Source organism: Mesorhizobium sp. WSM4809, from assembly GCF_055811655.1.
On record NZ_JBVVQW010000009.1, the window covers coordinates 58045 to 71475 of the forward strand.

Genomic DNA, 13431 nt, shown 5'->3' on the forward strand with positions numbered 1-13431 from the left:
GCACGTCATCCGGCGATCTGGCTTGTCGAGCGTTCGTGGATCGTCGCGCCGGTCTCTGCATCTATGGCCGCCAGGCTGACTTCATAACCCCAAAGCCTGCGGATGTGACGAAGCGTGGCGTCGCGGCTGGCATCCTCGAGCAGGATGCCGTCATTGACCTTGTGCTGCAGGCGCAAATGGCGGTCGCCGAGCAGATCGACATCCACCACCTGAATGTCCGGCCGGTTCGCGCCGAGATCATAGCTGTTGGCGAGCGTGGCGCGTATCTTGGCGTAGCCGCGCTCGTCGTGGATCGAGGCGACCAGACAATGCGGTTGGTCGGCAGCGTCGCCAAGCACAAAAAACCGCCATTTCCGGATCAAGGCGGGACTGAGGTACTGGCGGATGAAGGATTCGTCGCGGTGCTCGGCCCAAGCGTCAAGCAGGACCTCGCGCCAGTTGCCCTGGCCAGCGATGTCGGGGAACCAATCGCGGTCCTCAGCCGTGGGTTTGGTCGAAATGCGCTGAATGTCCTGCATCATGTCGAGGCCGAGAGCATAGGGGTTGATGCCTGAAAAACGCGGATCGTCGAACGCCGGCTGAAAGACCACGTTGGAATGATTGCGCAGGATTTCGAGCATGGCGCCTTCGCTGATCTGGCCGCGGTCGAACAGCATGTTCATCAGCGTATAGTGCACGAACGTGGCGCAGCCCTCGTTCATCACCTGTGTTTGCCGTTGCGGGTAAAAATATTGCGCGATGACCCGAACGATCCTGATGATCTCACGCTGCCAGGGCTCCAGGACCGGGCTGTTCTTTTCCAGGAAATAGAGCAGGTTTTCCTCAGGCAGGTTTAGCGATTTCTTCCGCTCCGGGTCCTGGCCCTTGTCGTTGGCCGCTTGCTGCGAAGGCGGCAGCGTACGCCACAAGTCGTTGTAGGAGCGCTCCTCGTATTCGAGACGCTCGCGAATTCCTTCGCGCTGCCGTTCCGACGACAGCCTCGGCGGCCGGTGATAGCGAAACACGCCCTGATCCATCAGCGCGTGGGCGGAATCGAGCACAGCCTCGACGGCGGCGAGGCCGTGCCGCTCCTCGCAACGGACTATGTAGCCCTTGGCGAAGTCCAGGTAGCCGAGGATCGCACCTGCATCCGTCCATTGTTTGAACAATTGATTGTTCTTGAAGAAATGATTGTGCCCGAGAGCTGCATGGGCCGTCACCAAGGCCTGCAGGGCCATGGTGTTTTCCTCCATCAGATAGACGATGCAGGGATTGGAATTGATGACCAGTTCATAAGCAAGCCCTCGCCCGCCCTTGCGATAGAGCAGATCCTGGTGGAGGAAATGTTTGCCGAAAGACCAGTGACGGTACATCAATGGCATGCCAATGGACGAATAGGCGTCGAGCATCTGTTGCGAAGAGATGATCTCCATCTGAACGGGATAGGTGTCCAGATGAAGCTCTTCGACCGCAAGTGCCTCGATCGCGTCATAGGCCCGCGACAATGTTTTGAAATCCCAGTCGGACCCTGAAAAAAGCAGGCTGGATTTGCTGGCTTGTCTGACCATCGGGAACCCTCATGCCCGCTTGAGGGAGACCGGCTGCCTGCCGAAAAGCTGGCGAAAGACCGGGTAGATATCGGCGGGCGTAGCGATGCGGCTCATCTGGAAGTTCGGCCATTTCTGGTCGATGGCGTTATAGGCACGCCACAGCGATGTCCCGTTTTCGGTCGAGCCGAAAATATGGGCTTCACGCTCGTCGATGATCTCGACATAGGCAAAATACTGGCACAGCCGCATGAGCTCGCCGTTGAGAAGCGAAATGCATCGCTCTGAATCGCCGGCGAAATTGTCGCCGTCCGAGGCCTGGGCAGCATAGATATTCCAGTCGTGGGCCGGGTAGCGGCTCGCGATAATACGGTGCATTTCCTCCAGCGCGGTGGAAACGACAGTGCCGCCGCTTTGGGTGTTGTAGAAAAATGTCTCCTCGTCGACCTCCTGAGCCAGGTGCGTGTGGCGGATGAAGACAATCTCGATGCGGTCGTAGCGTCGTTTCAAGAACAGGTGCAGCAAGACGAAGAAGCGCTTGGCCAGATCCTTCTCGCGCTCGCCCATGGACCCGGACACGTCCATCAGACAGAACATGACGGCATTGGCGTTCGGCACCGGCCGGGAATCGAAGCGGTTGAAGCGGATGTCGACCGGATCGACATAGGCAATGCGTCGGCGGCGTCGTTCCAGCCGGTCAAGCTCTTCGCGCAATGCCGCGATACGCCGGCGCGCGTCGGCGCTGTATGGCGCCTCCTCGAGCGAGGCGATTTCCTCGAGGATCGCATCCAGTTCGACCTGCTTGGGGCGCCTCAGCGCAATGCGGCGGCCGTGGCTGTTGCGCATCGTGCGGCCGACATTGATGTTGGTCGGCGAACCGGTGGCGGCGAAGCCCGCCCTACGCGGCTTGAAGGCAAGGATCTCCTTGAGGTTGAGCTTGACCATGTCGGGGAGTTCGAGATCCTCGAAGAAAAGATCGAGCACTTCCTCGCGCGACAGTACGAAACGAAAGTCGTCCTCGGATGCCTTGTTTCCCGGGGACGACGCTCCCCCGCCGCCTCCGCCGGGCTTGGGGATCAGGTCTCCAGCGGAGAAATGCCTGTTGCCCGGCAAGATGTGCTGGCGCCTGCCGCTGTCGCGGGCGTTGTTGAAGCTCGGCTCGCTTGTGCCTCTTTCGGGCATGCGCACGGCGTGCTCGGAGTCCGCGTCGGCGATCCTGCCGGTGCGGATCTGGTCGCGTATGCTCCGTTTCAATTCCTCGCGCGCGCGTCGCAGGAAGCGCTGGCGATTGCCGAGGCTCTTGTCTTTCGGGTTCAGGCGGCGGTCGATGAAGATCGGCATGGAACCATCCGGGTTCTCTAACCCGCCCTGTTCACCCGCATGTACCAGTCCACAAGGCGACGAACCTGCCGCTCGGTGTAGCCGCGCTCGACCATCCGCTGCACGAATTCATTGTGCCGCTTTTCCGTGACGCTGTCCTGCTTGGAGCCGAAACTGATCACCGGCAGGAGGTCCTCGACCTGGCCGAACATGCGTTTCTCGATGACTTCCCGCAGCTTTTCGTAACTTGTCCACGCCGGGTTGCGGCCATGGTTTCTTGCACGGGCGCGCAGCGTGAATTTCACCACCTCATTGCGGAAATCCTTGGGATTGGCGATGCCGGCCGGTTTTTCGACCTGCGAAAGCTCGTTGTCCAAAACCTCGCGGTTGAGGATCTGGCCGGTGTCGGGATCCTTGTAGTCCTGGTCTTCGATCCAGGCGTCGGCATAGGCGATGTAGCGGTCGAAAAGATTCTGGCCGTACTCGCTGTACGATTCCAGATAGGCTTTCTGGATCTCATGGCCGATGAACTCGGCATACCGCGCGGCCAGCTCGGACTTGATGAACTCCAGATAGGCGGCTTCCGTCTCCTTCGGAAACTGTTCGCGCTTGATCGCCTCCTCCAGGATGTACATGAGGTGCACGGGGTCGGCGGCCACCTCTTCGGTGTCGTAGTTGAAGGTCTGCGACAGGATCTTGAAGGCAAAGCGCGTGCTGACGCCGGCCATGCCCTCGTCGACGCCGGCGGCGTCCCGATATTCCTGAACCGACTTTGCCTTGGGGTCGACCTCCTTGAGGTTCTCGCCATCATAGGCGCGCATCTTGGTGTAGAGCGGCGAGTTGTCGTGCTCGGCCAAGCGGGTCGAGACGGTAAACCGGCTGAGGATGTCCAGCACCTCTGGAGCGCAAGGACTGGCGGCCAATTCGCTCTCCCGCAGCAGTTTCTCGTAGATCCGCCGCTCTTCGGTTATCCGCAGGCAATACGGCACCTTGACCACGAGGATGCGATCGAGAAAAGCCTCATTGTTCTTGTTGTTCTTGAACTGCAGCCATTCCGACTCATTGGAATGGGCCACGATGATTCCCTGGTAGGGAAAGGCGCCGAAATTTTCGGTGCCGTTGTAGCTGCCTTCCTGGGTGGCGGTCAGCAGCGGATGCAGGACCTTGATAGGCGCCTTGAACATTTCGACGAATTCAAGCAGCCCCTGGGTGGTCCGGTTCAGTCCGCCACTATAGGAATAGGCGTCCGGATCGGATTGGCTGAAGTTTTCCAATTGCCGGATGTCCACCTTGCCGACCAGGGCCGAAACGTCCTGATTGTTCTCGTCGCCGGGCTCGGTCTTGGCGATGCCGATCTGGCGCAGTCGCGACGGCATCAGCTTGACGACGCTGAACTTGGAAATGTCGCCGGAAAGTTCGTCGAGGCGCTTGGCCGCCCATGGCGAAATGAGCCCATTCAACCGGCGTCGGGCAATGCCGTATTTGTCCTCCAGCAGGTCGCCCATGCGATCAGGATGGAAAAGACCAAGCGGCGATTCGAAAACCGGGCTGACCTGATTACCGACCTTCAGCGTGTAGATCGGGCGCTGTTCCATCAATTTCTTCAGACGCTCGGCAAGGGAGGATTTGCCGCCGCCCACGGGGCCGAGCAAATAGAGGATTTGCTTGCGCTCCTCGAGCCCCTGGGACGCATAGCGAAAATAGCCGGCGATGCGCTCGATTGTGTCCTCCATGCCATAGAAATCGGCAAAGGAGGGGTACACTTTCAGGGTCCGATTGGAGAATATGCGGCCGAGCCGCTCATCCTTGCTGGTGTCGACCAGGTTCGGCTCGCCGATCGCCTCGACCATTCGTTCAGGCGCCGAGGCATACATCGACTTGTCCTCGCGGCAGGCAAGGAGATATTGCTGGATGCTGATCTCTTCCTGCGCCGCGTTGGTGTAAATTTCCGAAAACAGATCGAAGACGTCAGACTGGTTCTCTCGCATGATGCTTTTGCCCTCGGAGCCGCTGTGGCTTCCATTCGGCTCACCTCGCATTCAACTGTCGGGGGGTACCGTTTGTTCCCTTCATGTGAAGAGGTGGCTGCGATCGTAAGATTCGAGGCCACTCCGAGATCAAGGCGCTCGGTGCGGAGCGGCATTCAGCGCGGGTAGCGGGTGTGTTGCGAATCCCTGACTGGACGGCTGGGGCCGCCGCGTGCAGTCTTGCCTCGCCAGGAGACAATGATGATCGATCGACGAAGCCTGATCATGGCCTCGGTGGCGGCGATGCTGCCGTTGGAAGCATCGGCCGCGTCGGAAACACGCCGACCCACGCCAAAGACCTTCGACTACGGGCCGGCCAAGCTCGACATCTATGCGCCCGATGGGGCAATCGGCCTGCCGGTCGTGGTTTTCGTTCATGGCGGTACCTGGCAGTTTGGCAAACGCAGTCAGGTCGACGCCAAACCGGCTTTTCTGCTCGCCAACGGCTTTTGCTTCGTCTCCATCGATTATCGCATGTTGCCGCAGGCCGATGTCGCCACCCAGGCCGGTGACGTCGAAAAGGCCTACGCCTACATCAGGGCCAACATCGCCCGGCATGGCGGCGATCCAAACCGCATCGTTGGCATGGGCCATTCGGCCGGCTGCCATCTGATTGCGCTGACCGGCATGCGCGGCGGATTGCCCGGCATAGCTGCGCTCATTCTCGACGATACCAGGGCCTATGATCTTGCAGCACTTGCCAGGAAGGGCGGCATGGTGCGGGCCTATGCCCGCGTCTTTTCCAATCCCGCGCAATGGGCGGCACTGTCGCCGGCCAGCCATGTCGACGGCCGCAAGCACCCGCCGACGTTCATTGCCTATTCGCGCGCCCCTGGCCGGAGTGAGGACTCCAAGGCCTTTGCCGAGCGCCTGCGCGCGACGGGCACCCAGGTCACGCTGTTCGACGCCAGCGCCTACACGCATATGTCGATCAATCGCGATTTCGGCGAGGACGGCGATGCGCTGACCGCGGCCGCGCTGGCATTCCTGAAATCGACGGTTGGCTGATCCTTACGGCACTGGATCAGATCAAAAGTGGCGGCGGGATATTGCTGTGCGGGCGCGCCCGGGTGCAAGTGCTCTTCGATCGTGAGCGGGAGGGAATTGCATGAACGGCGCCGATGTCCTGTGTGACGTGCTTCTGGCCAATGATGTGACGGTCTGCTTTGCCAATCCCGGCACCTCCGAAATGCATTTCGTTGCAGCACTTGACCGCAAGCCGAAAATGCGTTGCGTGCTCGGGCTGTTCGAGGGCGTGGTGACGGGTGCCGCCGATGGCTATGCGCGGATGACCGATCGGCCGGCCGCGACGCTGCTGCATACCGGTCCCGGCCTGGCCAACGGGCTCGCCAACATGCACAATGCCCGGCGTGCCTTCAGCCCGATGATCAACATCGTCGGCGACCACGCCTCTTACCATCTGCCGCTCGATGCCCCGCTCACCAGCGATATCGAGAGCCTTGCGGCGCCGATGTCCAACTGGGTCGGCCGCGTCAAGGGCTCGGCCGATATCGTGCCGGCAGCTGAAGCAGCCTTTCGTGCCTCGCTGACACCGCCCGGCGTCGCGACGATGATCCTGCCGGCGGATGCCGCCTGGGGCGCAGTCGACGCGGTTTCGGTCGGCAAGGTGAAGCTGGTGCCAGCGCCGGCCGTCGATATGGACGCCGTGCGCAAGGTCGCCGCGGCGATCCGTACCGCTCCGGGCCGGGCAGGCATGATCGTTCGCGGAAAGGCCGCACGCGCCGATGGGCTCGCCATCGCCGGGCAGATTTCGACGGGCAGCGATGTCCGCCTGTTCGGCGAGGTTCTGATCGCACGGATGCAACGCGGGCGCGGGCGTGTCGCGCCGACCCGCATTCCCTATCCGGTCGATGCGGCGATGGCTGTGCTCAGGGATGTCGATGTTCTGATCCTGGTCGGCGCGAAGGAGCCGGTTGCCTTCTTCGCCTATCCGGGGAAACCGGGACGGCTCGTCCGGGAAGGCTGCGAGGTGCTGACACTGGCCGCCCATGGCGACGATCTGCATGCGGCGCTGGAGGCGCTTCGCGACGAACTTGGCATCAAGCCGTCACAACAACAGGTGCTCGCGGCCGCTTTTCCCGACGAGGCAACGCCGAACGGCAAGCTGACGGAAGATGCCATCGCGCTGTCGGTGGCGCGGAAACTGCCGGCCGATGCGATCGTTTGCGATGAAGCGGTCACCTCGGCCAGGCGTTTCTTCGCGCTGTCGGCCTTTGCAGCGCCGCACGACTACATGATGGGCACGGGCGGATCGATCGGCGGCGGCATCCCGATGGCGACCGGGGCGGCAATCGCCTGTCCGGACCGCAAGGTGATCAACCTCGAAGCCGACGGCAGCGGCATGTACACGGTACAGGGATTGTGGACGCAGGCGCGGGAAAAGCTCGACGTGGTGACGATCGTGTTTTCCAATCGAACCTATGCAATCCTGCATGGCGAGATGAAGAATGTCGGCGTGGGCGCGATCGGCGAGAACGCCAGGCGCATGCTCGACCTCGACCATCCCTCGCTCGACTGGGTGTCGCTGGCCAAAGGCATGGGCGTGGAGGCGGCTCGCGCCGATACGTGCGAGCGCTTCGAGGCGCTGCTGGACAGCGCGCTGTCACGGCGCGGGCCGTTCCTCATCGAAGCGGTGCTCTGAGCGCGGCGAAAAACGATCGGCGGAACCGAGCTACCAGCGGGTCTTTTCGCCGGGAGCCGCCGGTTCGATCGCCAGCGCGTGCACGCCGGCCTTCAATTCGTCGGCAAGCAGTTCATTGACGGCGCGGTGACGGTCGATGCGGCTCATGCCGGCAAAGGCGGAAGCGACGACGCGGACGCGAAAATGCGTCTCGCCGGTGCCGTCATAAGTGCCGTGATGGTCGGAGCCGTGATGGTGGTGGCCGGCATGGAGATGGCTCTCGTTGATGATAACCAGCCTGTCCGGCGAAAATGCCTTATTGAGCTTGTCTTCCATGGTCGCCTGTATGGACATCGCCATCTCCCTTCACCACATATCGCTGGCGTCTCGGCCTGGAAACCGAAAATCGGTTTCGCAAGGGGCCGCCGCCGAGCAACAAAATCCGCCATTCGCCTGCTTTATGCCGCGATTCAGCGGTTAGGGCGATGATCGCGAAAATGTCAATTCTTGTTTCGCATCTGCGAACGCCCCATAAATGGGTAAGATGAAGCCGTACCCCAAATATTTCGAGAAGATTCGCGTCCGCCCCGACAAGGACGCGGAGCTGAAGTCGCACTCGCCGATCTGCCAGTGGGACGGCTGCAAGGAAGCGGGCACCCATCGTGCGCCGGTCGGGCGCATGAAGGAAGGCGAGTATTTCCACTTCTGCTTCGATCATGTGCGCGAGTACAACAAGGGCTTCAACTACTTTTCCGGCGTGCCGGACACCGAGGTCGCGCGCTTCCAGAAGGAAGCCATGACCGGGCACCGGCCGACCTGGAAAATGGGCGCCAACGGAGCCTCGACGCGATCGTCGCCCGATATGGCCCAGATGCGTTCCGGCCGGGCCGGCTACTATAACCGCATGCGCGACCCGTTCGACCTGTTCAAGGGACCGAAGGATCCGCGCGAGGCGCGCGAGCGCAAGGCCAAGCCGCTTGAGGCCAAGGCGCTGGAAACGCTTGGTCTTGATACAAAGGCGACTGGCAAGGAGATCAAGGCGCGCTATAAGGAACTGGTGAAACTGCACCATCCGGATGCGAATGGTGGCGACAGAGGTTCGGAAGACCGGTTCCGCGATGTGCTGCAGGCCTATCGCGTGCTCAAACAGGCGGGCCTGTGCTGAGCGGCCATACGGTTCGTGTCGTTTTCCAACTTTCATAAGGTTGGAAAAGGCTCTAAGACCGCCCCCGGACAAAATCGATTGCCGGCGAAATCAGACGTTTCGCCCGTGGAGACGTTGAGAGATATGAACAAGGTCGATCGTGACATCGCCAACCTGCCCGACACGACGGTGTCGGTGAAGGAGAAATTCGGCTTCGAGTCCAAGATGGTGGTGCCGGCCTATTCGGTGACATCGGAGCATGTGCCGGACATCGATCCGGACTATCTGTTCGACAAGAACACGACGATGGCGATCCTTGCGGGCTTTGCCTACAACCGCCGCGTCATGGTGTCGGGCTATCACGGCACCGGCAAGTCGACCCATATCGAACAGGTCGCCGCTCGCCTCAACTGGCCTTGCGTGCGCGTCAACCTCGACAGCCATGTCAGCCGTATCGATCTCGTCGGCAAGGACGCGATCGTCGTCAAGGACGGTTTGCAGATCACCGAATTCCGCGACGGCATCCTGCCCTGGGCCTACCAGCACAATGTCGCGCTGTGCTTCGACGAGTACGATGCCGGCCGTCCGGATGTGATGTTCGTCATCCAGCGCGTGCTGGAATCGTCGGGCCGGCTGACGCTGCTCGACCAGAGCCGGGTCATTCGCCCGCATCCGGCCTTCCGGCTGTTCTCGACCGCAAACACGGTCGGCCTTGGCGACACCACCGGCCTCTATCACGGCACCCAGCAGATCAACCAGGCGCAGATGGACCGCTGGTCGATCGTCACCACGCTGAACTATTTGCCGCACGACAACGAAGTCGCCATCGTGCTGGCCAAGGCCAAGCACTATCGCGACGGCAAGGGCAAGGACATCGTCAACAAGATGGTGCGCGTCGCCGACATGACGCGCTCGGCCTTCATCAACGGCGATCTGTCGACCGTGATGAGCCCGCGCACGGTGATCACATGGGCCGAGAATGCCGAGATATTCGGCAATATCGGCATGGCGTTCCGGCTGACCTTCCTCAACAAATGCGACGAACTGGAGCGCTCGGTGGTGGCCGAGTTCTATCAGCGCGCCTTCGGCGAGGATCTGCCCGAGAGCGCCGCCAACGTGGTGCTGGGCTAAGCAGGGTCTCGATGGCGGGTCCGGGCGACAACACGCGCAACAAGTCGAAGACGGGGTCTGAAGCCGATAGCTTCAAGCGCGCCGTCACCGTCTGCATGCGCGCCATTGCCGGCGACAAGGAACTGGAGGTCGGTTTCGCCAAGGACCGGCCGGCGCTCGCCGGCAGCCGCGCGCGCTTGCCGGAGCTGCCCAAGAAGGCATCGAAGACCGATATTGCGATCACCCGCGGCCTCGGCGATTCCATGGCGCTGAAGCGCGCCTGCCATGATGTGCGCATCCACACCAAGCTGGCGCCGGAAGGCAAGGCGGCCCGCGCCATCTATGACGCGGTCGAGCAGGCTCGCGTCGAGGCGATAGGCTCACGCGCCATGCAGGGCGTTGCCGACAATATCGGCTCGATGCTGGAGGACAAATACGCCAAGGCCAACCTCGTCGACATCAAGGACAAGGCCGACGCGCCGATCGAGGAAGCTCTTGCCCTGATGGTCCGCGAGAAGCTGACCGGCCGCCCGGTCCCGAAAAGCGGCGAGCGGCTGGTCGAACTCTGGCGCCCTTGGGTCGAGGAGAAGGCCAAGGCCGACCTCGACGGATTGTCGGCCAAGCTCGGCGACCAGCAGGCGTTCGCCCGGGTCGTGCGCGAGATGCTCGCCTCCATGGAAATGGCCGAGGAACTTGGCGACGACCAGGAGACGGAAGATTCCGAGGACAATGACGACAACCAGCCGCAAGGCGAGGAGCAGAGCGAGGAGGGTGGCGAAGAGGATTCCGGCTCCGAGCAGTCGCAGTCCGAGGATGCCGAAGCTTCGGCCGATGACGAGCAGTCGGCCGAGACGGAAGCCTCCGATGCCACCGCCGACGATCTGTCCGACGATGACGACGCCGATGCCGAAACACCCGGCGAGGCGCGCCGTAACGACAATCCCTTCACCAATCTGCCGAAGGAAATCGACTACAAGGTCTTCACCACGGCTTTCGACGAGACGGTCGGCGCCGAGGAACTGTGCGAAGAAGAAGAACTCGACCGGCTGCGCGCCTTCCTCGACAAGCAGCTGGCCAATCTGTCCGGCGTCGTTGGGCGGCTGGCCAACCGGCTACAGCGCCGGCTGATGGCGCAGCAGAACCGCTCCTGGGATTTCGACCTGGAAGAAGGTTACCTCGACCCGGCAAGGCTGGTGCGGGTCGTCATCGACCCGATGCAGCCGCTGTCGTTCAAGCAGGAGCGCGACACCAAATTTCGCGACACGGTGGTGACGCTGGTGCTCGACAATTCCGGCTCGATGCGCGGCCGGCCGATCACGGTCGCGGCAACCTGCGCCGACATCTTGGCGCGCACGCTGGAGCGTTGCGGCGTCTCGGTCGAGATCCTCGGCTTCACGACACGGGCGTGGAAGGGCGGGCAGGCGCGCGAGAAATGGCTGAAGGATGGCAAGCCGCCGAATCCTGGCCGGCTCAACGATCTGCGCCACATCATCTACAAGTCCGCCGACCATCCATGGCGGCGGGCACGGCGCAATCTCGGCCTGATGATGCGCGAAGGCCTGCTCAAGGAAAATATCGACGGCGAGGCGCTGCTGTGGGCGCACAACCGGCTGATCGCCCGGCCCGAGCAGCGCAAGATCCTGATGATGATCTCGGACGGCGCGCCGGTCGACGATTCGACGCTGTCGGTCAATCCGGGCAACTATCTCGAGCGCCATCTGCGCGCCGTCATCGAGCTGATCGAGACGCGTTCGCCGGTGGAACTGCTGGCCATCGGCATCGGCCACGACGTCACGCGCTACTACCGCCGCGCTGTCACCATCGTCGATGCCGAGGAACTGGCCGGCGCCATGACCGAGCAACTGGCTTCGCTGTTCGCCGAGGAAAGCGCGAAGGATACGCGACGCGGCGGTGGTATGCGGCGCGCCGGATGATTTCCAGGCGCGGCGGGTTTCGGCAGACGCTTTTCGCCGCCATCGTCCTGCTTTCCGGCGTGGCTTCGGCGGCAGCCGGTTCGGCTGACTCTGGTTCTGTCGAACCGGTCGAAATCTCGGCCCGCCCGATCACCCAATTCCACATTGGCCGTGCCGACAAGCAGTTCGGCGCTTTCGAATTCGTCGGCGGGCTGGAGATGACCTCGCCGACACGCGATTTCGGCGCGCTGTCAGCCTTCCGCTTCCTGAAAGCCGGCGGTGACTTCATCGGCGTTGCCGACACCGGCTTCTGGTTCTTCGGCACGGTGGTCCGCGACGCGGAAAAGCGACCCTCCGGCATCCAGAATTTCCGCATGCAGCAGATGGTGGACCAGACCGGCCGGCCGATCGACAGGAAATGGGAGGTCGATGCGGAAGGTCTCGCGGTCAAGGACGGCATCGCCACCGTCGGCTTCGAGCGCAGCCACCGCGTCGCCCAGTTCAAGATCGACCCCAACGACATGAAGGCGCCGTTCAAGCCGCTGGATTTCGTCGTGCCGGCCCGCGAGCTGCGCCAGAATCGCGGCTTCGAGACCGTCACCCACGCCAATGCCAACGGCCAGCATGAGGGCGGCCTGGTCGTGGTCTCCGAGAAGAGCCTGGACAAGGCCGGCAACATCTATGCCGCCATCATCGAAGGGCCGCACAAGGGCGTCTTCACCGTCAAGCGCAATGGCGATTTCGACATCACCGACGGCGCCTTCCTGCCCGATGGTGATCTGTTGCTTCTGGAGCGCAGTTTCTCGATGGCCAGCGGCGTCAAGATGCGGCTGCGGCGCATCTACGGCGAAAGCGTCGAGAAGGGCGCGGTCGCCGACGGGCCGGTGCTGCTGGAGGCCGACATGGACTACCAGATCGACAATATGGAAGGGCTCGACGTCTGGAGCCGCGACGACGGCGCGCTGATGGTGTCGCTGATCTCCGACGACAACCACTCGATCCTGCAGCGCAACCTCTATCTGGAATTCATTCTCCACCAGGATTGAGCCAGCCGGCTTACGTCCTGTTGGCGATCCAGATGACATGGCGGGCGCCGCGCTTGCCGTTGGCGCGCGTACTGACCTCTTCGACCGCGAAGCCTGCCTGCTTCAGCCGCCGCGTGAAGCCGCTGTCGGGGCCTTGCGACCACACCGCCAGCACGCCGCCGGGTTTCAGGGCGCTGCGTGCGGCTGCGAGGCCTTGCACGCTGTAAAGTGCGTCGTTGGATTTGTGGACGATGCCTTCCGGGCCGTTGTCGACATCGAGCAGGATGGCGTCCCAGGCCGCGGGCCGCGACCGGATCAACTGCCCGACATCGGTTTCCTGGATGGTGACGCGAGGATCGTCGAGACAGCCGTCAAAGATTTCGGCCATCGGGCCACGTGCCCAGGCGACGACGGCGGGCACCAGTTCGGCGACGACAATTCCGGCATCATTGGCCAATTCTGTGAGTGCGGCGCGCAAGGTAAAACCCATGCCAAGCCCACCGATCAGGATTGTGGGCCGGCTATGGCCGGCAATCCGCTCACAGGACAGTTTTGCCAGCGCTTCCTCGGAACCGCTGAGGCGGCTGTTCATGAGCTCGTTGGTGCCCAGCATGATCGAGAATTCGGTGCCGCGCCGCTTGAGGCGAAGTTCTTGTCCGCCGTCCGGGGTCTTTGCCGAATCGAGCTGAACCCACGGGATCATGATCTTTGTCCGACCATGATCT

General features: G+C 62.3%; 11 protein-coding genes. 6 read left to right on the forward strand and 5 right to left on the reverse strand.

What is annotated here, in order from left to right; genetic code table 11:
- Positions 1 to 5 precede the first annotated feature (5 nt).
- From AC0L24_RS21750 to AC0L24_RS21760, 3 genes are read right to left on the reverse strand one after another with little or no spacing between them, the layout of a single operon-like run.
- A complete protein-coding gene (locus AC0L24_RS21750; RefSeq protein WP_127396956.1) occupies positions 6 to 1547 on the reverse strand; it encodes a SpoVR family protein in 1542 nt (513 codons plus the stop codon).
- Between the two features lie 9 nt (positions 1548 to 1556).
- Positions 1557 to 2867 carry a YeaH/YhbH family protein gene (locus AC0L24_RS21755; protein ID WP_127809179.1) on the reverse strand — a complete coding sequence of 437 codons (1311 nt, stop codon included), beginning with the start codon at positions 2865 to 2867 and terminating at the stop codon, positions 1557 to 1559.
- 17 nt (positions 2868 to 2884) lie between these two features.
- The gene (locus AC0L24_RS21760; protein ID WP_127398465.1) at positions 2885 to 4834 is read right to left on the reverse strand and encodes a PrkA family serine protein kinase; all 1950 of its coding nucleotides are present in this window, start codon (positions 4832 to 4834) and stop codon (positions 2885 to 2887) included.
- A 240-nt stretch (positions 4835 to 5074) separates the two neighbouring features.
- On the opposite strand from AC0L24_RS21760, the gene AC0L24_RS21765 reads away from it, so the two are divergent.
- Together AC0L24_RS21765 and AC0L24_RS21770 are read left to right on the forward strand one after the other, a co-directional pair.
- Positions 5075 to 5881 carry an alpha/beta hydrolase gene (locus AC0L24_RS21765; RefSeq protein WP_473564144.1) on the forward strand — a complete coding sequence of 269 codons (807 nt, stop codon included), beginning with the start codon at positions 5075 to 5077 and terminating at the stop codon, positions 5879 to 5881.
- Positions 5882 to 5981: 100 nt separating this feature from the next.
- Complete coding sequence (locus AC0L24_RS21770; RefSeq protein ID WP_127396396.1) at positions 5982 to 7535, forward strand: acetolactate synthase large subunit; 1554 nt, start codon at positions 5982 to 5984, stop codon at positions 7533 to 7535.
- A gap of 30 nt (positions 7536 to 7565) precedes the next feature.
- Here AC0L24_RS21770 and AC0L24_RS21775 read toward each other — a convergent pair whose 3' ends face one another.
- Positions 7566 to 7868, reverse strand: coding sequence for a BolA family protein (locus AC0L24_RS21775; RefSeq protein WP_013529365.1), 303 nt, complete (start codon positions 7866 to 7868; stop codon positions 7566 to 7568).
- A 181-nt stretch (positions 7869 to 8049) separates the two neighbouring features.
- Between AC0L24_RS21775 and AC0L24_RS21780 the strand changes: the two genes are divergently transcribed.
- From AC0L24_RS21780 to AC0L24_RS21795, 4 genes are all read left to right on the forward strand, one after another.
- A complete protein-coding gene (locus tag AC0L24_RS21780) occupies positions 8050 to 8679 on the forward strand; it encodes a J domain-containing protein (protein WP_013529366.1) in 630 nt (209 codons plus the stop codon).
- Positions 8680 to 8802: 123 nt separating this feature from the next.
- Entirely contained in the window at positions 8803 to 9789 is a 987-nt protein-coding gene (gene cobS, locus AC0L24_RS21785; protein WP_013529367.1) for a cobaltochelatase subunit CobS, read from the forward strand.
- 11 nt (positions 9790 to 9800) lie between these two features.
- Positions 9801 to 11702 (forward strand): cobaltochelatase subunit CobT, encoded by a 1902-nt coding sequence (gene cobT, locus AC0L24_RS21790; RefSeq protein WP_013529369.1) that lies wholly within the window; start codon positions 9801 to 9803, stop codon positions 11700 to 11702.
- The gene (locus tag AC0L24_RS21795; protein WP_127396394.1) at positions 11699 to 12727 is read left to right on the forward strand and encodes an esterase-like activity of phytase family protein; all 1029 of its coding nucleotides are present in this window, start codon (positions 11699 to 11701) and stop codon (positions 12725 to 12727) included. The genes cobT and AC0L24_RS21795 overlap by 4 nt, the downstream gene beginning before the upstream one ends.
- A gap of 10 nt (positions 12728 to 12737) precedes the next feature.
- Here the strand turns inward: AC0L24_RS21795 and AC0L24_RS21800 are convergent, their stop codons facing one another.
- Positions 12738 to 13409: a spermidine synthase family protein gene (locus tag AC0L24_RS21800; protein ID WP_127809182.1), complete on the reverse strand. Its 672-nt coding sequence runs from the start codon at positions 13407 to 13409 to the stop codon at positions 12738 to 12740.
- Positions 13410 to 13431 lie beyond the last annotated feature (22 nt).